Source organism: Streptomyces sp. NPDC046335, from assembly GCF_055587985.1.
Genome location: NZ_JBVJFF010000022.1, coordinates 65,089 through 86,634, shown reverse-complemented (window position 1 = coordinate 86,634; position 21,546 = coordinate 65,089). Strand labels below are relative to the sequence as shown.

The following is a 21,546-nucleotide window of genomic DNA, read 5'->3' as shown; positions in this document are numbered from 1 at the left end:
CCGCTCCCGTCGTCGTAGCCCCGCTCCCGCCCGTATTAACGCCGTTGTCGTCTGATCTTGACCTCACGGAATACTGGGTACGCGAGACTTTGTTCCGTACGTAAACTTACGGATTCCGTCCCGCTCCGTCCCCCTCTGCTCCGTGGAAGGTACTTCTTCATGCCCCTGGCCCTGCTCGCCCTCGCCGTGGGCGCCTTCGGCATCGGCACGACCGAGTTCGTGATGATGGGCCTGCTGCCCAACGTCGCCGACGACCTGCACATATCCATCCCCACCGCCGGTCACCTCGTGTCCGCGTACGCGCTGGGCGTCGTCATCGGTGCCCCGCTGCTCGCCGCCGTCACCGCGAAGCTGCCGCGCCGCCGGGTCCTGATCGGCCTGATGGCGCTCTTCGTCGTCGGCAACGCGCTCTCCGCCGTCGCCCCCGACAACACCTCACTGCTTGCCGCCCGCTTCGTCAGCGGTCTGCCGCACGGAGCCTTCTTCGGTGTCGGCGCGGTCGTCGCCACCGGGCTCGTCGGCCCGGAGCGCAAGGCCCGCTCGGTCTCGCTGATGTTCCTCGGCCTGACCGTCGCCAACATCGTCGGCGTGCCCGTGGCCACCGCTATGGGGCAGCAGCTCGGCTGGCGCGCCACGTTCCTCGCGGTCAGCGCCATCGGGCTCGCCGCCATCGCCGCGCTCGCCCTGCTCGTCCCGGCCGACCACGGCCACGGCGACGCCGTCGGCATCCGCGGTGAGCTGCGGGCGCTCGCGAGCGGCCCGGTGTGGCTGGCCCTCGGCACGACCGTCGCGGGCTTCGGCGCGCTGTTCTCCGCGTACAGCTACATCACGCCGATGCTCACCGACGCCGCCGGTTACACGGAGTCCAGCGTCACCGTGCTCCTCGCGCTGTTCGGCGTGGGCGCCACCGCGGGCAACCTGCTCGGCGGGCGGCTCGCCGACCACTCCCTGCGGGGCACGCTCTTCGGCGGCCTCATCGCGCTGGCCGTCGTGCTCGCCCTCTTCCCGCTCCTCATGAGCACCGGCTGGAGCGCGGCCCTCGCGGTGGCGCTGCTGGGCATGGCGGCGTTCACCACGGGCTCGCCGCTCCAGCTCATGGTCATGGAGAAGGCGTCGGCGGCCCCGTCCCTGGCCTCGTCCGCCAACCAGGCGGCGTTCAACCTCGCCAACGCGGGCGGTGCCTGGATCGGCGGGCTCGCCCTGGCGGCCGGATTCGGCGTGACCTCGCCCGCGGTCACGGGCGCCGTCCTCGCGGTCCTCGGCCTCGCGGTGGCCGCCGTGGCCTACCTGGTGGACCGCAGGGCCCCGGCGCACGGGAGCGAGCGCCTGGTGGCCTCGGGCCCGTCCCGCGTGTACGAGTCGTCCAGCCACTGAGAGCCCGCGGGCCTGCTCCGCCGAAGCGGGGCAGGCCCCACGGTCGGTCCCACGGTCGCCGGTCGCTGGTCGCCGGTCGCCAATCGCCGCAGGGCTCAGCCCGCGGCGGTCTCGCGCCAGCGGCTGGTGATCGGCAGCCGCCGGTCCTTGCCGAAGCCCTTCGCGGAGATCTTCGTGCCCGGCGGGTACTGGCGCCGCTTGTACTCGGCGGTGTCCACCATCCGCAGCGTCTTCGTGACCAGCTCACGGTCGTAACCGGCGGCCACGATCGCGTCGGCGCCCTGGTCCTTGTCGACGTAGAGCTCCAGGATGCCGTCGAGCACCGGATAGTCGGGCAGCGAGTCCGTGTCGACCTGGTCGGGACGGAGCTCCGCGCTCGGCGGCTTGCTGATGGAGTTCTCCGGGATCGGCGGCGTCTGCCCGCGCTCCTCGGCCGCCCGGTTGCGCCACCGCGCGAGCCGGAAGATCGCCGTCTTGTAGACGTCCTTGATCGGGCCGTACGCGCCCACGGAGTCGCCGTACAGCGTCGAGTACCCCACCGCCAGCTCGGACTTGTTGCCCGGCGCGAGCACGATGTGGCCCTCCTGGTTGGAGAGCGCCATCAGCATCGTGCCGCGCAGCCGCGACTGGAGGTTCTCCTCGGCGAGCCCGGTCAGACCGAGCGCGCCCATGTACGCGTCGAACATCGGGGCGATCGAGACCGTGCGGAAGTTGCAGCCGGTGCGGCGCGCAAGCTCCTCCGCGTCACTGATGGAGTGCTCGGAGGAGTAGCGGGACGGCATCGCGACCCCGTACACGTTCTGCGCGCCGAGCGCGTCACAGGCGATGGCCGCCGTGAGCGCCGAGTCGATGCCGCCGGAGAGGCCGATCAGGACGCTGCTGAAACCGTTCTTCGCGGCATACGCCCGCAGGCCCACGACCAGCGCCGAGTACACCTCCTCGTCGTCGTCGAGCCGCTCGGCGTACCCACCGGTCAGCTCCGCCTCGTAACGGGGCAGGGGCTCCTCGGAGAGGGTGACGTGCTCGATGCGCAGCCCGTCGTCCACGACACCGGACGGCGGCGTCGGGGCGGCGGCGGGCAGCTCCAGGTCCAGGACGACACAGCCCTCGGCGAACTGCGGGGCCCGCGCGATGACTTCGCCGTCCCGGTCGACGACGATCGAGTCGCCGTCGAAGACCAGCTCGTCCTGCCCGCCGATCATCGCGAGATACGCGGTGACGCAGCCGGCCTCCTGGGCGCGCTTGCGGACGAGGTCGAGCCGCTGGTCGTCCTTGTCCTGCTCGTACGGCGAGGCGTTGACGGAGAGCAGCAGACCGGCCCCTGCCGTACGGGTCGCGGGGACGCGGCCGCCGTCCTGCCAGAGGTCCTCGCAGATGGCGAGGGCGACGTCGATGCCGTGCACCCGCACGATCGGCAGGGTCTCGCCCGGCACGAAGTAGCGGAACTCGTCGAAGACGCCGTAGTTCGGCAGGTGGTGCTTGGAGAACGTCAGTACGACCTCGCCGCGGTGCAGCACGGCCGCGGCGTTGCGCGGCGCGCCCGCGGGCTGGCCGTAGCGGGGCTTGGCCTCCTCGGTGCGGTCGAGATAGCCGACGACGACCGGCAGCTCGCCGAAGCCCTCGTCCCGCAGCCTCGCGGCGAGCGCGTGCAGCGCCTTCCGCGAGGCCTGGACGAAGGACGACCGCAGCGCGAGGTCCTCGACGGGATACCCGGTCAGCGCCATCTCGGGGAACGCGACGAGGTGCGCTCCCTGCTCGGCGGAGTGCCGGGTCCAGCGGACGATCGCCTCGGCGTTCCCGGCGAGATCGCCGACGGTCGAGTCGATCTGATTCAGGGCGAGGCGTAGTTGAGGCACGCGCTCCAGTGTAATCGTCAGAGCGACGCGATACCTGGCGGGGCGCCTTGGACCGCCGGGCCGGGGGCCCCGTCAGGGGGCGCGGGGGACTGCGCGCTCAGCGCGCGACAAGCCGCGGACGCGTCTGCGGGGATCCCGGCAGACGCGTCCGCGGCTTCTTCGGTGGTTGCTCGCGCAGTCCCCCGCGCCCCTGACGAGGCGCCCCTGACGAGGCTACGAGCGGTAGCCGAGGACCGTCATCATGCCCGCCTCCGCGTGGTAGACGTTGTGGCAGTGGATCATCCACAGCCCGGGATTGTCCGCGTCGAAGTCCACCGTCAGGGTGGCGTTGGGCAGCACGATCGCCGTGTCCTTGCGCGGGCCGCCCACCACGTTCGACAGGGCGAAGGTGTGGCCGTGCAGATGTACGGGGTGCCACATCGAGGTGGAGTTCGCGAAGACCAGGCGGACCCGCTCGCCCGCCCGCAGCGGATGGCGCCTGCCGGGGGAGTAGGGCTTCTTGTCGAAGGCCCAGTCGTACTTCGCCATACCGCCCGTGAGCCGGAGCTTGACCGTGCGGTCCGGCTTCCGCGAGGGCAGGGCGACGGACTCGGCCGCCCTGAGCTCGTCCGCCGTGAGGAGGCGGCCCTTCAGTTCCTTCGGGCGGGCCGAAGCGGTCGGCGCCGCCCCGCCGCCCGTGCGCAGCACCGCGAGCGCCGACGCCTTCTTGCCCTCGGCCACCGCCGTCAGCGGGAAGGCGCCGTCCCCCGCGGTGACCAGGACGTCGTACCGCTCGCCCATGCCGAGCAGCAGCGCGTCCGTCCTCGCGTGCTCCACGGGGAAGCCGTCGGTGTGCGTCACGGTCATCTCGTGCCCGCCGAGCGCCACGCGGAAGGCCGTGTCGCCGCCAGCGTTGATGATCCGCAGCCGGACGCGGTCGCCGGGGCGGGCGCGGAACTGGACCGGGGCCTTCGGCGTACGCCCGTTGATCAGGTAGTACGGGTACGCGACGTCGCCCGCGTCACCCCCGAGCAGGTCGCTCCTGGCGCCCATCATCATCCGGGAGGGGCCGGACGGTTCCGGGGTTGACGGCTTCGGGGCGGACGGCTCCGGGGCGGGCGCGGTCCCGGCCGCCGCGTGCGACATGCCCGCCATGCCGTGGCCGCCGTGGTCCATGCCGCCCGAGCCGCCGTCCCCGCCGCCGTCTCCGTCGCCGCCCATGTCGTGGCCGGACATGCCCTTGCGCAGCTCGGCGAGGACGCCGTCCGGGGTGGAGCCGTCGACCCCGTCGACCCAGTCGTCCAGGACGACCACCCACTCCTTGTCGTACTGGAGAGGCTCCTTCGGATCCTCGACGATCAGCGGCGCGTACAGCCCGCGGTCCTGCTGGGTGCCGGAGTGCGGATGGAACCAGTACGTCCCCGGGTCCGGGACCGCGAAGCGGTACGTGAAGTCGGCCCCGGGCTTGACGTCCTGCTGGGTGAGGCCGGGGACGCCGTCCATGTCGTTGCGCAGGGCGACGCCGTGCCAGTGCAGGGACGTGGCCCGGGGGAGGTGGTTGGCGAGGGTGAGGGCCAGGGTGTCGCCCGCGGTGACGCGGACCTCCTTGCCGGGCAGCGTGTCCCCGTACGCCCAGGTCCTGACCGTGGGGCCGCCGAGGTCGAGCCTGGCCTCCATGGCCGTCAGCTTCACCTCGCGGACGCGGCCGCCGCCGGCCCGCTTCCGCTCGGCGGCGGCGACCTCGGGGCCCGCCGGGTCGACGTAGCCATCCGGGCCGGGCGCGCCGGAGCGGCCGTGCCCGCCGCCGTGGCCCGAGTCCGAGGCCGAGTCCGTACAGGCCGTCAGGATTCCCGTCCCGGCGACGGCGGCGGCCGCCCCGAGGAGGGCGCGGCGCGAGGGGGCGCGCGGGGGTTCGTCACGCGGGGCCGTAGGAGTGGTTGTGGTCGTGGTTGCGTGCATCGCTGTGCGCATGGCTGAGTGACACCTCGTCGTGTGGTGCGTGCGAAGGGGCGCGTCTGCTGCTTCCGGTCGCACCGTGAAGCAGCCGGTGCGCCGGCCTAAAGGCGCAGCACCGACAGGCGGGAGAGCACGACGGGCGGCGGCTCCGGCCGGGGCCCGTAGAGGAGGCGCCCGGCCGCCGGGGCGCGCGCGAGCGTCCCGCCGGGCCGCCAGAGGCCCGCCCGCACCAGGACCACGAGCGTGAAGGCCCCGAGCACCGCGAGACACACGGACAGCGGATCCATGGACATGCCGCCATGGCCGTCGTGCGTCATGCCGTGCGGGGAGTCGGGGGCGGGCGCGGCCACGCGGGTGTCGTGACCGCCACGGGGACCGGCGCCGGGACCGGCATCGTGGTCGGCACCGTGAGATGTGACGGAGGCTGCGGCCGGGACGGGGGCGGCGGCCGGGGCCGAAGCGGTGGCCGTATCGCTCGTGGGCTGCGAGGGATGCCCCAACGTATGCATGGTGACGATGCCGAGGAGCAGCGCGGCGAGCAGCAGCAACTGCCCGGTGCCCGTGCGGTTCCGCGTCGTCCTCGCCATGCGCGGAACCCTACCCCCGCCGGGTATCCGATGGTGTGCGGGGTCCCGCCGCGACCTCGATCATGGACGCATGACGACCACCACGGACGAACCGGAGCGCCGCGCCACCCCCGGCAGTTCGTCTCCCGGTCCCCGGGTGACGGTCCTGCTGCTGCTCGGCGCGCTCCTCTACAGCACCTGGACGGCCGAGGCGGTCCTGCCGACCGGGCTCTCGCCCCTCCACTCGTACGTCAGTGAACTCGCCGCCGAGGGGGCGCCGTACGGGACGTTCTTCCGCACGGCGGACCTCCTCGCGGGCCTGCTCGTGCTCGCGGGCGCGGTGGTGGCGCTGTCGAGGCCGCCGAGGCGGGGGTGGGCCGTGGTGGGCTGGGCCGGGCTCGCTCTCTTCGGGGCGGCCACCGCCGTCGACTCGCGGCTGCCGCTGAGCTGCACGCCGACTTCGTCCGCCGGGTGCGCGGCGCGGGAGGCCGCCGGTGACGTGCCCTGGACGCACGCCGCCCACGCGGCCAGCAGCGGCCTCGCGGTCGCCGGGGCGCTGCTCGGCATGGTGGCCTTCACGCTCGCCGCGCGGCGGAGCGCCGGACGGTGGCCGGTCCTCGCTCCGGCCGGTCCCGTCCTGCTCGCCCTTGAGGCCGCGGCCACCGCGTGGACACTGGCGTCCGTGGCCGCCTTCTCCGCGGGGCGCGGGACGTGGGGGCTCGGAGCGGGGCAGCGGCTTCAGGTACTGGTCATCGCGGTGTGGATCGCGGTCATCGCGTGGTCCCTCGCGGCGGCGAGGCGCTCGTCGCGGGGGCGGGCGTGACCTTCGTACGGATCGGGGGAGTCCCCCACCATGTCCAGGTGACGGGGAGCGGGCCGGTGTGTGTGCTGAGCGCGGGGCTCGGGCTCGGCTGGTTCGACTGGGATCCGGTGGTGCCGCTCCTCGCGCCGCGCCGCACCGTCGTCCGCTTCGACCGGCCGGGGCTCGGGCTCAGCGGGCACGCGCGCGACGTGCCTGACCTGCGGGGGGAGGCGGATCGGATAGCGGGGGTCGTGGACGCCGTGCTCGGCGGGGCGCCGCGGGTGACGGTCGTCGGGCACTCGCTCGCGGGGTTCCACGCGGAGGCGTTCGCGCGGCTGTACCCGGAGCGGACGGCCGGGCTCGTGCTGGTCGACTCCAGTGTGGAGGAGCGGGCGCGGGTGATCGTTCCCCGGGGGGTGAGGGCCGGGGGCGCGGGGCTGTGCGGGGCCTTGCTGGGTGCGGTGGGGGTGCCGCGGGCGGTCGGGCCCTCGCTGCGGCGGCTCGTGGCGCCCACTCCGTGGGCCTGGGTGTACGGGAGCCGGCGGGTGTGGCGGGCCTCGCTGATGGAGTACGTGGCGTACGGCGACGTGGCCGTCGAGTTGGCCGGCCTGCGGCGGAGGTTCCCGCTGGGCGCGGGGCTGCCTGTGACGGTGCTTGCCGCTGCCGCTGCCGCTGCCGCGGGGCGGGGGGACCGGGGGTGGGTCGCTCGGCAGCGGGGGCTGGCCTCTGGCCTCGGGGGGACCCTGCGGGTGCTTCGGCCCTCGGGGCACCTGGTGATGCGGGACCGCCCCCGCGAGGTCGCTGACGCGATCCTCGGCTGCGGGGCGCCCTGAACCCGCCGCGGCTCCGTGGCGGTGCCGCCTGCCGGCGCCCTGGACCGCCGCGGCTCCACGGCGGTGGCGCCCACCGGCGCCCTGGACCGCCGCTTCGCGGCGGATGCCTCCCACCCGCCCACCCGTTTACCCGGCGTCGAGAAGTGGACGTAGGGGCGGGTGCGTTCACCCGGCGTCGAGCGGTGGATGTGGGGGCGGGTGCGTTCACCGGGCGTCGAGCGGTGGATGTGGGGGCGGGTGCGTTCACCCGGCGTCGAGCGGTGGATGTAGGGGCGGGGCGTTAGCCCTGCGTCCTGCCGGTGTCGGGACCCTGAGGTCAGCTCCTGGAAGGGCGGTGGGGGCTGACGCTGGATCTTATGACTATGTGGGTGCCCAGGACGTGGCGTTCCTGGGCCGGGTGCGGGGTGGGGGTCTTGGTCAGGGCCCTGCGGACCGCTGTCCGGCCCATCTCCTCCGCCGGGATGTGGACCGTGGTCAGGCCGGGGGTGATGTCCGCGGCCACCGGGTCGTCGTTGTAGCCGACGACCGACATGTCCTCCGGCACCCGAATCCCGTACTCCCGCAGCGCGATGATCGCCGCCGCGGCCGCACGGTCGTCGCCCGCGAAGACCGCCGTGAAGTCCGGGCTGCCGTCCGCCTTGTCGAGCAGGTCGCGCATGGCCTGGTAGCCGTGGTTCCGGCCGAAGCCGACGCCGTGCAGGATGGCGTCGCCGCGGGGCACCCCGTGGTCGGCCAGCGCCCGCAGATAGCCGCGGAGCCGGTCCTCGCCCGTGGTGTTGCCCGGCTGGTAGCCCAGGAGGGCGATGCGGCGGTGGCCCGCGCCGAGCAGGTGGCTGGTGACCGCGTGGGCGCCCGCTTCGTTGTCGTACTCGATGACGAGCGCGGGCACGTCCGGCGCGGGCGCGGGACGGCCGCAGAGCACCAGCCGGGAGCCCGCCGCCGCGAGGACCTCGGCGTAGCGGGCCATCCGCTCGCGGTACTCGTCGTCCTCGATGACACCACCCACGAGCACCACGGCCTCCGCCGCCTGCTCGCGCATCATCTGCACCAGCGCCAGTTCCCGGGCCGGGTCACTGCCCGTGGACGCGACCAGGGTGAGGCGGCCGTGCTGGGCCGCCTCCATCTCGACGCCCTGCGCGACCTGCGAGTAGAACGCACCCACCACGTCGAACATCAGGACCGCGATCGTCTTGCGCCCCGCGCCCGCCAGGGCACGCGCGTGCGCGTTGGCGACGTAGTCCAGCTCCTTGACCGCCCGCAGCACCTTGGCACGTGACGCCGTGGACGTCGGGTAGTTGCCCGCCAGGACCCGCGAGACGGTCGCGACCGAGACCCCCGCCCGCGCGGCCACGTCACGGATGGTGACCCGCTCACCCACTGTGTCTCCCTCAGCTAGCGCCCATGTGCCTGACGTGCCGCCCCCGGCCGCCAACGGGCCGGACGCGGCGCGCAGTTGTGCCTGCGGCGGTTTCCGCCCCGGACCCATCATCCCGCGTCCGGCCCCCGGGTCAGTGCGCGGCCTCGTACTCCTTGAGGAACTCCTCGGCGGCCCGCTCGCCCCCCTGCGACCGCCACTTCTTGTGCACGGAGTCCCACTCGGAGAGGCTCTTGCGGCCGGAGACGACCGCCGTGACGCCGTCCTCGATGATCTGCTGCATCGTGGCGCCCTGCCGGTTGTACGTGTCCGACATCAGCCCCCAGTGGTCGTCGGGGACCAGCAGCGGCACGACTTTCTCCTCCCAGGCGTGCAGCCGCTCCGTGAGGCCGGGGAAGCCGGGGAAGTACAGCGGCTGCGGCGCGTCCATCAGGTAGGGGAAGGGCAGGTTGGTCCTGGAGTCGATCAGGCCCGCCTCGGTGGCGACCGGGTCGCCCGCCTTGTCGTACTTGAAGTGCGTGCCCTCCACTCCGTAATGCATCAGCTCGTACTCCTTCGAGCCGAACGGCGAGGCCAGCCAGTTCAGGACGCGCAGCATCAGCCGGACGCGGTCCTTGGACGCCTTCTTGATCACGGTGTAGCCGAAGCAGCCGCGGTTCTGCTGGTAGACGGGGGTGACGCCGTCGACCGCGTAGGGTTCGGCGACATCGAGCGTGAACTCGTCCTTGATGCCCTGGGCGTTGGAGATGGCGGCGCCCCAGCCGTCCGTCATCGAGCGGACGGTGCCGTTGTAGAACTGGGTCTTCAGGTCCACCTGGGAGATCGAGGTGGCGTCGGCGTTGTACGAGCCGTCCTTGCGCAGCGCCGCCATGTATGCGAGGGCCGCCTTGAACTCGTCGGTCCCGTACATGTCGGTGGCCTTGCCGTCCTTGATCCGCCACTGGTTCGGCGCGCCGTGCCACATCGCGTGGTAGAGGTAGCCGTAGAAGCCCACGGAGGACGCGCCGAGCGCGGACTTCCTGCCCCGGGAGCCTTCCTTGACCATGGCGCGGAAGTCGGCGGCGGACATGCCAGGCCGGTAGCCGGCCGCGTCGAACGCCTCGCGGTTGATGAACATGGCGCCCTGCACCTTGGCGCGCTCGACCGGCAGCCCGTAGATCCGCCCGGCGATGCGGCCCATGCCCTCCCACGCGTACGTGGGGATGTTGGCGAGGTTGGGGTAGTCCTTGACGGCGTCGCCCGAGAGATGGTCGCTGAGGTCCGCGCACCGGGACTTCACGAACTGCGACTCGCGCGGCAGCACGTACCCGCCACCGAAGTTGATCATGTCGGGCAGGTCGTCGCCCGACATCAGCGTGGACATCTTGGCGCGGAAGTCCGCGTCGGGCACGACGGTGAACTCCACCTCGACGCCCAGCGCCTCGTTCACCGCCTGCCAGTACTCGTTCTCTCCGGCCGGCTTCGGCGGGGTGCCGTAGGTGATGGTCATGACCTTGATCTTCTGCTTGCCGTCACCCGGCTTCTCGGCGGTCGCCCGTACGAGCTTCTCGGGGTACTTCGTGTATCCGGCCTGCACGCCCTCGGCGGACGGGGCGAGGTCGGGCTTCGGGCCCTCGGCGGGGGTGAAGGTGGGCCACGGAGTGACCTTCTTGCCCGCGTTGGAGACGTTGCCGCCGCCGCTGGAGTCGGTCGAGCAGGCGGTGAGGACGGACGGGGCGGCGAGCGCGGCGCCGCCGACGGCTATGGAACGCAGCAGGGTGCGCCGCGACATCGAGGAACCGGACACGTGAGAAACCCTTCGGGACGGGACGTCGGGTGGAGAGGTCAGCTCTTCTTGAGCGCTCTTCTTGAGCGGGGTCAGCTCTTGATGGCGCCGGTGAGCACGCCCTTGGTGAAGTACTTCTGGAGGAAGGGGTAGACGAGCAGGATCGGCACGGTCGCGATGACCAGGACGGCCATCTGGGTCGTCTGCGGGGCGGAGACCATGCCGGCCTCGCTCAGACCGGTGTCGGCGATCTGGGAGCCGCCGATGACGTACGTACGCAGGACCTGCGAGAGCGGCCAGTGGTCGGACTCCATGTAGATGGAGGCATGGAACCAGGCGTTCCAGTAGCTGACCGCGTAGAAGAGGGAGACCACCGCGAGGGCCGCCTTGGAGAGCGGCAGGACGATCCGCCACAGGATGTGCCAGTCACCCGCGCCGTCGAGCCGGGCCGCCTCGTACAGCTCCTCGGGTATCCCCTGGAAGAAGCCGCGCAGCACGATGAGATTGAAGACGTTGATGAGTACGGGGGCCACGAGCGCGGCGTACGTATCCATCATTCCCATGCCTTTGACCAGCAGGAACGCGGGGATCATGCCGGGCGGGAAGAGGAAGGTGAAGAGGATGAGGAGGAGTACGGGCCTGCCGCCGAAGACGCCGGGGCGGGCCAGGGCGTACGCGAGGAAGGTGGTGCACGCCAGGGAGAAGAGCGTGCCCGCGACGGTGAGGCCGACGCTCACGCCGAGCGCCTTGGTGACGATGCCGCCGCTGAGGATGGTGCGGTAGGCGCGCAGTGTCGGATCGCTCGGCCACAGGACCCAGCCGCCGTTGTCGACGACCTCACGGTTGGAGGCGAGCGAGGTCGAGACGATGACGAGGAACGGGATGAGGACGAGGGCGAGGACCACGGCCACCGCCACGCCCTTGGCGGCCTTGGTGGCGACCCGGGGCCGCTCCTTCCAGGCGGGCCTGGTTATCTGACCGGCACTCACTTGTAGACCCCCTGCTCGCCGAGCCGGTGGGCGACCCGGTTGGCGGTGAAGACGAGCGCCGCGCCGACGACGCCCTTGAAGAGACCGGCGGCCGCCGCGTATCCGGTGTCGCCGCCGACGATGCCCTGCCAGAAGACGAAGGTGTCGAGGACCTCGCCGACCTCAGGGCCCACGGACTGCCGTTGCAGCAGCATCTGCTCGAAGCCGACGGAGAGGATGTCGCCGAGCCGCATGATCAGCAGCAGGATGATGATCGGCCGGATGCTGGGCAGCGTCACGTGCCAGAAGCGGCGCCAGGGCCCGGCCCCGTCGATGGCGGAGGCCTCGTACAACTGCTCGTCGACCTGCATGAGGGCGGCGAGGAAGATGATCGTCCCCCAGCCGGCGTCCTTCCAGATCACCTCAAGGACGACCAGCGGCTTGTACGCGTCCGGGTTGCCGATGATGTCGACGGTGTGCAGCCCGGCGTCGCCGAGGAAGGTGTTCAGCAGGCCGGTGTCGCTCAGCACCTGCTGGAACAGCGCGACGACGACGACCCACGACAGGAAGTGCGGCAGATAGATCACGGACTGCGTGAAGCGGCGCAGCAGGTCCGAGCTCAGGCTGTGCAGGAGCAGGGCGAGGGCGAGGGGTGCCGGGAAGAAGAAGACGAGCTGGAGCACGGCGATGAACAGCGTGTTCCACGTGGCGTGCCAGAAGTCCGGGTCACCGAGCATCCGCTCGAAGTTCTCGGTGCCGACCCAGGGGCTCGCCCACAGGCCGTCGAAGGGCACGTACTCCTTGAAGGCCACCGCGTTGGCGACGAACGCGCCGTAGTGGAAGACCAGGAAGTACACCAGGCCCGGCACCATGAGGAGAACCAGGAAACGGCTGCGCTGAAACCGTTTCCATATTCCATCACGGTTCGATTTCCCCCCACTTGACCCGCTGTCGCGCGCGCCGGGCGGCTTCACCGCCCCGGTTTCCGCCCGTTCCTTCGTCACCGTCGGCACGGCAACCCCTCCGTCGTCGGAATAAGGTGCCCGGAATCTAAAGCGGTTACTGTCCATGGTCAACCCCCTTTGCCAGGCGATCTCTTGACCGTCCTCGCGGATTGGACCTAGCCTCCAGGCGCTGGTGGGTAACCGGTTACTACGAGGGACGGTCACGCGTGGCAGATCAGGCACAGCAGGCGAAGCGGGCCGGTGGTCCGCCGATCAGGGCCGCTCTGGCGATGGGGGCCGACGTCGCGGACCGGATCTTCACACCGGATCTGCGCGAGCGGCTGGCCGCCTGCGTGGCGCTGGAACCCGGCGTGCTGTCCGGACCGCTCACCGAGGAGCGCTCGCTCGACGTGCTGGCCAGGACGGAGGTCCTGATCACGGGGTGGGAGTGCCCGCCGCTCACGCCGGAGGTCCTTTCGGGGGCCCCGCTGCTGCGAGCGGTCATCCATGCGGCGGGGTCGGTCAAGCCGATGGTGACGGACGCGGTGTGGGACCGGGGCATCGTCGTCTCGTCGGCGGCGGACGCCAACGCGGATCCGGTGGTGGCGTTCACGCTGGCGGCGGTCACCTTCGCGGCGAAGGGGGCGCTGTCGACCGCCGCGAGGTATGCGGCGGGGTGGCCGGCGTTCACCGAGCGGGTGGGGGCCGACGCACGCACCGTCGGCGTCATCGGGGCGTCCCGGATCGGCCGGCGGGTCATCGCGGGGCTGCTGGCCTCGGACTCTGGCTACCGCGTGCTGCTCACGGACCCCTACGTGACCTCGCGGGAGGCGGCCTCGCTCGGCGTCGAACCGGTGCCGCTCCCCGAACTGTGCCGGCGGAGCGGCATCGTCACGGTGCACGCGCCGGAGCTTCCCGAGACGCGGGGGCTGCTGAGCGCGGCGATGCTCCGCATGATCCCGTCCGGCGGGGCCGTCATCAACACGGCGCGGGGCTCCCTGGTCGACACGGAGGCGCTGGCGCGGGAGTGCGCTTCGGGGCGCCTCGACGCCTTCCTGGACGTCACGGACCCCGAGCCGCTGCCGCCGGACCATGCCCTGCTCCACCTGCCCAACGTCCTGGTGACCCCGCACATCGCCGGGGCCCAGGGAAGCGAGGTGGCCCGCCTGGGCCGGTTCGCCGTGGCGGAGGTCGAACGCTTCACGACAGGAACCCCCCTACGGGGCCGCTGCCGCCGGGAGGACTTGCCTCGGTTGGCTTGAGGCGCGGGGGCGGTCCCCGCCGGGGTGCGGTGCGGGGCGGGGCGGGGCGGGGCGGGCGCGGCCGGCTCAGGAGTATCGGCGTCCCATCCGCGCCGACCGCCGGTTGAACCCCTTGGTGTCCCACCACTCCTCCAGAAGCCCGCGCACCAGCTGGACCAGTTGCCGGAGACGCTCGGGGTCAGGGGCGGGCGAGGTGAGCACGTCAAGGAAGGACCTCTCGCCCCATGGCAGTGTGAACACCCAGCCCTCGTCGGCGTGGCCCTCCCGCTCGACGACGAGCCGGTAGGTCAACGTGGCGCGTCGATCGGGGTGGTGTTCTACCGTCAGGGAGCTGACGTTGAACCTGGTCGCGCCATCACCGGTGGTGTGGGAGCGAGCCAGGGCGAGCTCAGCCGGAGTCCGAGCCGTCATGGGCACCTTCCCTCGTCCATATACACCTCTGGTGTGCGCGTCGCGGTGCACGAGCATCACCCATGTCGTGGTGCATGTGTCGTTGTGGATGCCGTGCGCCGAGGTGACTCGGTCTTGACTCCCGGTCCGGCAGCCCGGGGCAGCACGGATGGAGGGTGAGATGTTGCCGCGCCGAACACTCGCGGAGACGCTGAGCGGGACGTCACCCGGTCTCAGCGAGTGTGGGCGGAACCACGCCGGTCGTGGTTGGCGGAAGGAGCGAGTGCGATGAGGGTCATGTTGAGAGCGCAGTTGGACACCCAGGTCTCCAATAAAGCGATCAAGAATGGTGCACTGCAGAAGCTCATGCAGTCGATGATGGAACAGCTCAAGCCCGAGGCAGCCTACTTCGGCCCCAGCGATGGCGGGCGGTCCTGCACCTTCGTCTTCGACATGCAGGACAGTTCACGGCTGCCGACCATTGCCGAGCCGTTCTTCGAGGAACTGGGCGCGAAGATTGAGATCCAGCCCGTGATGAACGCCGAAGACCTGCAGAAGGGCCTTGCCGCGCTGCGGTAACCATGACCTCCGGCGACCGTCCGGACCTGCCACGTAAGAGCTGCTGGACGCCGGTCTGGCGGGACTGGACGAACACCGGGTCAGGCGCTGGGCGTCCGGCACCGCCGGGTCACCCGTGGTGCGGGCCGTCAGAGCCACCCGGCCCTACGCCTTGGCCCCCCGGGCCCGCAGCAGCGTTTTCATCAGGGTGATCTCCGACTCCTGTGACTCCACCATCCCCTTGGCCAGCCGCCGCTCCGCGGAGACCTCGCACCGCTTCGCGCACCCCGAGGCCATGTGCACCCCGCCCCGGTGGTGCCGGGTCATGAGCCGCAGGTAGAGGATCTCGGCGTCCTTGCCCTTGAGGCGCCCCAGCCGTGAGAGCTCCGTGTTCGTCGCCATGCCCGGCATCAGCGCCCCGTCGGCACCCGGCGGCGCGTCCCCCATGCCCATCCACTCCATCGGCGCCCCTTCCGGCACCTTCGGCAGCTCCCAGAGGTCCAGCCAGCCGAGCAGCATGCCGCGCTGGTTGGCCTGGGTCTGGGCGATGTCGTAGGCGAGGCGCCGTACCTCCTCGTCGGAGGTGCGGTCCCGCACGATGTACGACATCTCCACGGCCTGCTGGTGATGCACGGCCATGTCCCGCGCGAACCCGGCGTCGGCCGACGAGGAAGCAGGCGTACCCCCGCCCCCGGAGGACGTGGAGGCCACAGCCGCCGTGATTCCGCACGCGGCGACAGCCGCCGCGGCCACCGCACCGGCGGCCCAGGCGGTACGGCGCCGCCGGCCCGTGTCCGTCACTTGGCAAGACCGCTGGTGCACGCGGCCCCGGGCTCGGGCGTCTGCTTGCCCTGGACGTACGTGGAGAAGAACTTCGCGACCTTTGGGTCGTCCGCGCCGGTCACGGTCCGCTGATGCGCCCACGCGGTCAGCATGATGGGGTCCTTCTGGTCCTCGACGGGGCTCATGAGGGAGTACGGCGTGGCCTTGACCTTGGCCTCCAGCTTCTTCAGGTCGGCCGGCGCCGCCTTGTCGTTGTACGTGACCCAGACGGCACCGTGCTCCAGGGAGTGCACGGCGTTCACCTCGGGAAGCTCATGGTCGTAGACGTCGCCGTTGCAGTTCATCCAGATCTGGTTGTGGTCACCGCCGACCGGCGGGCTCATGGGGTAGTCGACCTTCTCGGGGACGTGCGTGCGCCCGAGCTTGCCCCAGACCTTCTCGCCGTCCTCGGTCACCGTGTACTTGGGCCAGCCCTTGGAGCCGCCCTTCGCGTCCGAGGAGTCGTCGGAGGCCTTGGAGAAGAGGACGAAGCCGCCGGCGCCGAGCGCGGCGACGACGATCGCGCTGACCGTGATGGTCACGGCACGGCCCCGCCGCTCCCGTGCGCGCTCGGCCTGGCGCATCTCCTCTATCCGGGCCTTGCGGGAAGCGTTGCGTGACTTGTCGGCGGAACCCATGGTGTGTGTCCTTCGGGAATTCAAGAAACCGAGCAACTGAGGAAACCGGGCAACAGAAACCGCGGGGCGGGTCGGGAACGCGTCAGGAACGGGCGTACGAGTCCGCTGATCGTAGAGCGACGAGAAGACGGACAACAGGCCAACCGCCGAACATCGGCCACGCCCACACCACTCGACCCGCCGGACGCCCTCGCCCACCCGAGCCCCCGGCGCCCCGCCTCCGGCGCCCCCCACCCACAAATTTGAGCCACGGATGCCAATTACCTAGTCTCAAGCCATGCGGCTCATGCGATCCACCGACCTGGCGCTGCGCACCCTCATGCGCCTGGCCGTGGCGGGCGATACGGCGCCCACGACGCGCGAGGTGGCCGCGGACGTGGCGGTGCCGTACACGCACGCGGCGAAGGTCGTCGCCGAGCTCCAGAAGATGGGCATGCTGGAGGCCCGCCGGGGCAGGGGCGGCGGGCTCTCGCTGACGGAGGCGGGCCGTACGGCGTCGGTGGGCGCGCTGGTGCGGTCCTTCGAGGGCGAGGGCGACATGGTGGACTGCGAGGGCTCGGCGCCCTGCCCACTGGCCGGCGCCTGCCGCCTGCGCGGCGCACTCCGCGAAGCCCAGGAGGCGTTCTACGCCTCGCTGGACCCGCTGACGGTGGCGGACATCGTGGCCTCCCCCACGGGCCCGCTGCTACTGAACCTCACCACACGCCCCGACGACCGCCCCACATAGGGCCAGCCACCGGGCAGCCCGAGGACCGCCCAGCGGACCACGGACCGGCCCGCACCGACGATGACTCGCAGGCCGCTACCAGCCCGCAGACCGGCGACCGACCGCGTCCCGCAGGCCATCGGCCGGCCGCGTCCCGCAGACCGGCGACCGGGCGCGTCCCACAGGCTATCGGCCGGCGGTGCCCCGCAGACTGGCGACCGGCCGTGCCCCGCAGGCCATCGGCCGGTCGTGCCCCGCAGACCGGCGACCGGGCGCGTCCCACAGGCTATCGGCCGGCGGTGCCCCGCAGACTGGCGACCGGCCGCGCCCCGCAGGCCATCGGCCGGCCGTGCCCCGCAGGTCGGCGACCGGCCGCGTCCCGCAGGCCATCGGCCGGTCGCGTCCCGCAGGCCATCGACCGGCCGCGCCCCGCGGACCGGCCCACGCGCCCCCGCCGACCAACTCGGGACCCACGGCCCCGACCACCGCCCCGCTCCTCCCGGAGGGGCCGCCTCAGCCCCGTGCCAGCCACAGGTCGGGCCCGAAGACCTCGTAGTGGATGTCGGCCGCGGCGACGCCCCGCTCGATGAGCTGCGTACGCACCGCCCGCATGAACGGCAGCGGCCCGCACAGGTACGCGCGCGTGCCCGCCGGGATCGTCGGGAGTGCCGCCAGGTCGGCGCGGCCCGTGAGCTCCGCGGGGTGCCCGGCGTCGGGCCGCTCGTAGAAGAAGTACGCCGCACCCGCCGGAAGCTTCGCGGTGTACGCCTCGTGGGAGTCGCGCAGGGCGTGCTCGGCGGGGGAGCGGTCGGCGTGCAGGGCGGTGACGGGCCCCCGGTGCCCGGCGGCGGCGAGCTGCTCCAGCATGGCGATCATCGGGGTGACGCCGATGCCGGCGGAGGCCAGCAGGAGCGGCGCGTCGGCGTCGGCCGCGTCGAGAACGAGGTCCCCGTAGGGAGCGGAGACCCGCACCACGGAACCGGCCCGCACGCGCGCGTGCAGATGGTTGGAGACTTCGCCCTCGGGACCCGCCTCACCCCGCACCCGCTTCACGCAGATCTCCCGCACCGAACCACCCGGCGCCCCCGACAGGCTGTACTGCCGTATCTGCCGCGCCCCGTCGTCCAGTTCGACCTGCACGGACACGTACTGCCCGGCGCCGAAGGCGGGCGCGGGCTCACCGTCGGCGGGGCGCAGCCGGAAGGTGGCGACGTCCGGCGTCTCCTCGACGCGCTCGACGACCTCCCAGTCGCGCCAGGTCCCGCCGGCCGCCGTGGCGCCGTGCTCGGCGTAGAGCCGGGCCTCGATGGCGATGAGGGCGTTGGCCATGAGCCAGTAGACCTCGTCCCAGGCGGCGGCGACCTCGGCGGTGACCGCGTCCCCGAGTATCTCGGCGATGGCGGCGAAGAGGTGCAGGCGCACGGTCTCGTACTGCTCGGGGGCCACGCCGAGCGAGGCGTGCTTGTGCGCGATGCGGTTCAGCATCACGTCGGGCCGCTCGTCGGGGTGCTCCACCAGGTACGTCGCGAAGGCGGCGATGGACCCCGCGAGGGCCTGCCGCTGTGTCCCCGCGGCCTGGTTGCCCCGGTTGAAGAGGTCCTTGAGCAGCTCCGGATGTGCCGTGAAGAGCCGGTCGTAGAAACGCTCGGTGATCTCGCCGATGGCCGCTCCGACGACGGGAAGGGTGGCGCGGACGGTCGCGGCGGACTGCTCTGACAGCAACGTGGGCTCCTCAAGCCGAAGAGGTAAGGCAGGTCAGGTAAGACAGGCCAGCTAAGACAGGCCAGGTAAGACAGGTAAGGCAGCTCGGGCAGGCCGGATAAGGGAGGTTTGCGCCCCCCTTGTCTGTCCTGGCTCTCAAATTAGCATCCGAGATGCAAGTTATAGCGAGCGGGGTGGCCGGCCGGGGCCGGGGCCGCCGCCGTTACAGCCGCGCCGTCCAGCAGGCACTATGGGCACAGGCGCGGCAAGCGACACGGCTCGGGACACCGCGGCACGGGTCCGCAACGCGCGCGAAACCGAGGAGTGGGATGCTCGTGTGCCCGGTGTGTCCCGAGGCGCATGGGCAGGCGGCCTGACCAGCAAGGATGGGTGGAAGCGGAAGATGGACAAGCAGCAGGAATTCGTGCTCCGTACGTTGGAGGAGCGCGACATCCGGTTCGTACGCCTGTGGTTCACGGACGTCCTCGGCTTCCTGAAGTCGGTGGCCGTGGCCCCGGCCGAGCTGGAGCAGGCCTTCGACGAGGGCATCGGCTTCGACGGCTCGGCGATCGAGGGCTTCGCCCGGGTGTACGAGTCGGACATGATCGCCAAGCCGGACCCGTCGACGTTCCAGGTGCTGCCCTGGCGTGCGGAGGCCCCCGGTACCGCCCGTATGTTCTGCGACATCCTGATGCCGGACGGCTCCCCGTCCTTCGCGGACCCGCGCTACGTGCTCAAGCGCGCGCTGGCGAAGACCTCCGACCTCGGCTTCACCTTCTACACCCACCCCGAGATCGAGTTCTTCCTGCTCAAGGACAAGCCGCTGGACGGCTCACGGCCCACGCCCGCCGACAACTCCGGCTACTTCGACCACACCCCGCAGAACGTGGGCATGGACTTCCGCCGCCAGGCCATCACGATGCTCGAATCGATGGGCATCTCGGTCGAATTCAGCCACCACGAGGGCGCCCCCGGCCAGCAGGAGATCGACCTCCGCTACGCCGACGCGCTGTCCACGGCCGACAACATCATGACGTTCCGCCTGGTCATGAAGCAGGTCGCGCTGGAGCAGGGCGTGCAGGCCACCTTCATGCCGAAGCCGTTCTCCGAGTACCCGGGCTCGGGCATGCACACGCACCTGTCGCTCTTCGAGGGCGACCGCAACGCGTTCTACGAGTCGGGCGCCGAGTACCAGCTCTCCAAGGTCGGCCGCTCCTTCATCGCGGGCCTGCTGCGGCACGCGGCGGAGATCTCGGCGGTCACCAACCAGTGGGTGAACTCCTACAAGCGCATCTGGGGCGGCTCCGAGCGCACGGCGGGCGCCGGGGGCGAGGCCCCCTCGTACATCTGCTGGGGCCACAACAACCGCTCGGCGCTGATCCGCGTGCCGATGTACAAGCCGGGCAAGACGGGCTCGGCGCGCGTCGAGGTCCGCTCGATCGACTCGGGCGCCAACCCCTACCTCACCTACGCGGTGCTGCTCGCCGCCGGGCTCAAGGGCATCGAGGAGGGGTACGAGCTGCCGCCGGGCGCCGACGACGACGTCTGGGCACTCACCGACGCCGAGCGCCGCGCGATGGGCATCGAGCCGCTGCCGCAGAACCTCGGCGAGGCGATCGCCCTCATGGAGAAGTCAGAACTGGTCGCCGAGACGCTCGGCGAGCACGTCTACGACTTCTTCCTGCGCAACAAGAAGCAGGAGTGGGAGGAGTACAGGTCAGAGGTCACGGCCTTCGAGCTGCGGAAGAACCTGCCGGTGCTGTAGCCGCAGGGCGGGGCTATCCGTGCAAGTACTCCGAGAGGGCCCGTGGTCGTCGGCTGTAGGCCCTCTCGAAGGTCAGCCCAGGGAGGCGTGCGTCACGAAGGCGCTCCATGCGGCCGGGGGGAACGCGAGCCGGGGCCCCCGGGTGTCTTTGGAATCGCGGACGTGGACCGTGCCGGGGGTGGTGGCGACCTCGACGCAGTCGTTGCCGTCACCGCTGCTGCTGTGACTGCTCTTGAACCACTCCAGCGCGGAAGGGCTCCCGGCAGAGGGCTTGCAGATCATGTGTCTCCCAGCATTCGCTCGATTAGGGCCTGCGACTCACGCGGCGTCAGCGCTTGGGCCCGGATCATGCCATAGCGCAGCTCAAGGATTCTGAGCTGCCTCGGATCCGATACCGGCCGGCCGTTGAAAGCTCCTTCAGAGCGCCCGGCGGCGCTGCCGTCCGGGAACTTCAGCACCTCGATCAGCCCGCCTGTTCCGGGATGTTCCTCGCAGTTGGTCGGCATCACCTGTAGGACGACGTTCCGCAACTCGCAGAGTTCAAGGAGGCGTTCGAGTTGCCGCCGCCACACCATTGTGCCTCCGACCGGGCGGCTGAGCGTCACCTCTTCCTGGATGAAGCTGAGCACCGGTGCGGGGTCCCGCTCGAAGACGGCTCGACGGGCCAAACGGGCCGCGACCACCCGTTCCAACTCGGGTTGTGAGTAGGCGGGGTGCCATCCGCCGAACAGGGCCCGCATGTGGTCCTCCGTCTGCAAGAGCCCATGAATGTTGTGGTTGCTGTACAGCAGGACCTCGACCGCCCGCTCCTCCAGTTTCGCCAGCTCCCGTACCTTCTTGGGGTAGCGGGCCTTGGCCATCTCCGACCTCATCGCGGAGATGAACCCCCGCGCCCCCAGCACCTCGTCCGCCTTGTCCAAGTACTCCGGCCGGGGAATCCGCGCCCCGCGCTCCACCTTGCGCACCAGGTCCTCGCCGTACCCGATCGCGTGGGCGAACTCGACCGCGGTCAGTCCGGCGGCCTCGCGCCACCGCTTCTGCTGACGCCCGAGCGCCTCGACCACCGAGGCGATCTCGTCCTCCGGGTCGACGTCCCAGCCGGGTTCGTCCACCGGGTCCACCGGGTCCACGGGTTCCGTACGGCCGCTGCCGTTGCCGTTGCCGTTTCCGCTGTCCGCGTTCATGCGCGCCCACCTCCGACGTACCGTGCCTGCCCAACGCGCACCCGTACCCGGTCGTCACGCAGGACAGCCGGGACAAGCCGGGACAGCGGCCGGACGGTACGG

General features: G+C 71.5%; 21 protein-coding genes. 8 read left to right on the top strand and 13 right to left on the bottom strand.

What is annotated here, in order from left to right; all coding sequences use genetic code 11:
* The first annotated feature begins 159 nt into the window (after positions 1-159).
* Positions 160-1,374 carry an MFS transporter gene (locus ACZ6JY_RS38265; protein ID WP_469203793.1) on the top strand — a complete coding sequence of 405 codons (1,215 nt, stop codon included), beginning with the start codon at positions 160-162 and terminating at the stop codon, positions 1,372-1,374.
* 95 nt (positions 1,375-1,469) lie between these two features.
* Here the strand turns inward: ACZ6JY_RS38265 and ACZ6JY_RS38260 are convergent, their stop codons facing one another.
* The 3 genes from ACZ6JY_RS38260 to ACZ6JY_RS38250 all read right to left on the bottom strand — a co-directional run bounded on the left by ACZ6JY_RS38260 (position 1,470) and on the right by ACZ6JY_RS38250 (position 5,752).
* Positions 1,470-3,230, bottom strand: coding sequence for an NAD+ synthase (locus tag ACZ6JY_RS38260; RefSeq protein ID WP_469203791.1), 1,761 nt, complete (start codon positions 3,228-3,230; stop codon positions 1,470-1,472).
* 213 nt (positions 3,231-3,443) lie between these two features.
* Positions 3,444-5,168 carry a multicopper oxidase family protein gene (locus tag ACZ6JY_RS38255; RefSeq protein ID WP_469203854.1) on the bottom strand — a complete coding sequence of 575 codons (1,725 nt, stop codon included), beginning with the start codon at positions 5,166-5,168 and terminating at the stop codon, positions 3,444-3,446.
* 98 nt (positions 5,169-5,266) lie between these two features.
* Positions 5,267-5,752, bottom strand: a complete 486-nt coding sequence (locus tag ACZ6JY_RS38250; protein WP_469203789.1) for a hypothetical protein — start codon at positions 5,750-5,752, stop codon at positions 5,267-5,269.
* Positions 5,753-5,822: 70 nt separating this feature from the next.
* Here ACZ6JY_RS38250 and ACZ6JY_RS38245 point away from each other — a divergent pair, with 70 nt between their 5' ends.
* From ACZ6JY_RS38245 to ACZ6JY_RS38235, 3 genes are read left to right on the top strand one after another with little or no spacing between them, the layout of a single operon-like run.
* Entirely contained in the window at positions 5,823-6,554 is a 732-nt protein-coding gene (locus ACZ6JY_RS38245; RefSeq protein ID WP_469203787.1) for a DUF998 domain-containing protein, read from the top strand.
* The gene (locus tag ACZ6JY_RS38240) at positions 6,509-7,366 is read left to right on the top strand and encodes an alpha/beta fold hydrolase (RefSeq protein WP_469203785.1); all 858 of its coding nucleotides are present in this window, start codon (positions 6,509-6,511) and stop codon (positions 7,364-7,366) included. The genes ACZ6JY_RS38245 and ACZ6JY_RS38240 overlap by 46 nt, the downstream gene beginning before the upstream one ends.
* A gap of 15 nt (positions 7,367-7,381) precedes the next feature.
* Positions 7,382-7,519 carry a hypothetical protein gene (locus ACZ6JY_RS38235; protein WP_469203783.1) on the top strand — a complete coding sequence of 46 codons (138 nt, stop codon included), beginning with the start codon at positions 7,382-7,384 and terminating at the stop codon, positions 7,517-7,519.
* 163 nt (positions 7,520-7,682) lie between these two features.
* On the opposite strand, the gene ACZ6JY_RS38230 is transcribed toward ACZ6JY_RS38235, so the two are convergent.
* The 4 genes from ACZ6JY_RS38230 to ACZ6JY_RS38215 form a co-directional block, all read right to left on the bottom strand.
* Positions 7,683-8,744, bottom strand: a complete 1,062-nt coding sequence (locus ACZ6JY_RS38230) for a LacI family DNA-binding transcriptional regulator (RefSeq protein ID WP_469203781.1) — start codon at positions 8,742-8,744, stop codon at positions 7,683-7,685.
* Positions 8,745-8,874: 130 nt separating this feature from the next.
* Complete coding sequence (locus ACZ6JY_RS38225; protein WP_469203779.1) at positions 8,875-10,512, bottom strand: extracellular solute-binding protein; 1,638 nt, start codon at positions 10,510-10,512, stop codon at positions 8,875-8,877.
* 86 nt (positions 10,513-10,598) lie between these two features.
* On the bottom strand, positions 10,599-11,495 hold the full coding sequence (locus ACZ6JY_RS38220; protein WP_469203777.1) for a carbohydrate ABC transporter permease: 897 nt from the start codon (positions 11,493-11,495) through the stop codon (positions 10,599-10,601).
* A complete protein-coding gene (locus ACZ6JY_RS38215; RefSeq protein WP_469203775.1) occupies positions 11,492-12,346 on the bottom strand; it encodes an ABC transporter permease in 855 nt (284 codons plus the stop codon). The genes ACZ6JY_RS38220 and ACZ6JY_RS38215 overlap by 4 nt, the downstream gene beginning before the upstream one ends.
* 362 nt (positions 12,347-12,708) lie before the next feature.
* Between ACZ6JY_RS38215 and ACZ6JY_RS38210 the strand changes: the two genes are divergently transcribed.
* Complete coding sequence (locus ACZ6JY_RS38210; protein WP_469203852.1) at positions 12,709-13,680, top strand: hydroxyacid dehydrogenase; 972 nt, start codon at positions 12,709-12,711, stop codon at positions 13,678-13,680.
* A gap of 66 nt (positions 13,681-13,746) precedes the next feature.
* On the opposite strand, the gene ACZ6JY_RS38205 is transcribed toward ACZ6JY_RS38210, so the two are convergent.
* A complete protein-coding gene (locus ACZ6JY_RS38205) occupies positions 13,747-14,091 on the bottom strand; it encodes a hypothetical protein (protein ID WP_469203773.1) in 345 nt (114 codons plus the stop codon).
* Positions 14,092-14,358: 267 nt separating this feature from the next.
* Here ACZ6JY_RS38205 and ACZ6JY_RS38200 point away from each other — a divergent pair, with 267 nt between their 5' ends.
* Positions 14,359-14,649: a DUF3303 family protein gene (locus tag ACZ6JY_RS38200; RefSeq protein WP_469203771.1), complete on the top strand. Its 291-nt coding sequence runs from the start codon at positions 14,359-14,361 to the stop codon at positions 14,647-14,649.
* A 144-nt stretch (positions 14,650-14,793) separates the two neighbouring features.
* Here the strand turns inward: ACZ6JY_RS38200 and ACZ6JY_RS38195 are convergent, their stop codons facing one another.
* Together ACZ6JY_RS38195 and ACZ6JY_RS38190 are read right to left on the bottom strand one after the other, a co-directional pair.
* Entirely contained in the window at positions 14,794-15,429 is a 636-nt protein-coding gene (locus ACZ6JY_RS38195) for a DUF305 domain-containing protein (protein ID WP_469203769.1), read from the bottom strand.
* The gene (locus ACZ6JY_RS38190) at positions 15,426-16,088 is read right to left on the bottom strand and encodes a DUF3105 domain-containing protein (protein WP_469203767.1); all 663 of its coding nucleotides are present in this window, start codon (positions 16,086-16,088) and stop codon (positions 15,426-15,428) included. Before ACZ6JY_RS38190 ends, ACZ6JY_RS38195 begins: the two co-directional genes overlap by 4 nt.
* 277 nt (positions 16,089-16,365) lie before the next feature.
* Between ACZ6JY_RS38190 and ACZ6JY_RS38185 the strand changes: the two genes are divergently transcribed.
* A complete protein-coding gene (locus ACZ6JY_RS38185) occupies positions 16,366-16,815 on the top strand; it encodes an RrF2 family transcriptional regulator (RefSeq protein ID WP_469203765.1) in 450 nt (149 codons plus the stop codon).
* A 492-nt stretch (positions 16,816-17,307) separates the two neighbouring features.
* Here the strand turns inward: ACZ6JY_RS38185 and ACZ6JY_RS38180 are convergent, their stop codons facing one another.
* Positions 17,308-18,516: a globin domain-containing protein gene (locus tag ACZ6JY_RS38180; protein ID WP_469203763.1), complete on the bottom strand. Its 1,209-nt coding sequence runs from the start codon at positions 18,514-18,516 to the stop codon at positions 17,308-17,310.
* Between the two features lie 382 nt (positions 18,517-18,898).
* On the opposite strand from ACZ6JY_RS38180, the gene ACZ6JY_RS38175 reads away from it, so the two are divergent.
* On the top strand, positions 18,899-20,260 hold the full coding sequence (locus ACZ6JY_RS38175) for a glutamine synthetase family protein (protein WP_469203761.1): 1,362 nt from the start codon (positions 18,899-18,901) through the stop codon (positions 20,258-20,260).
* A gap of 72 nt (positions 20,261-20,332) precedes the next feature.
* Here ACZ6JY_RS38175 and ACZ6JY_RS38170 read toward each other — a convergent pair whose 3' ends face one another.
* Together ACZ6JY_RS38170 and ACZ6JY_RS38165 are read right to left on the bottom strand one after the other, a co-directional pair.
* Complete coding sequence (locus ACZ6JY_RS38170) at positions 20,333-20,542, bottom strand: DUF397 domain-containing protein (RefSeq protein ID WP_469203759.1); 210 nt, start codon at positions 20,540-20,542, stop codon at positions 20,333-20,335.
* Positions 20,539-21,444, bottom strand: coding sequence for a helix-turn-helix domain-containing protein (locus ACZ6JY_RS38165; protein WP_469203757.1), 906 nt, complete (start codon positions 21,442-21,444; stop codon positions 20,539-20,541). The genes ACZ6JY_RS38170 and ACZ6JY_RS38165 overlap by 4 nt, the downstream gene beginning before the upstream one ends.
* Positions 21,445-21,546 lie beyond the last annotated feature (102 nt).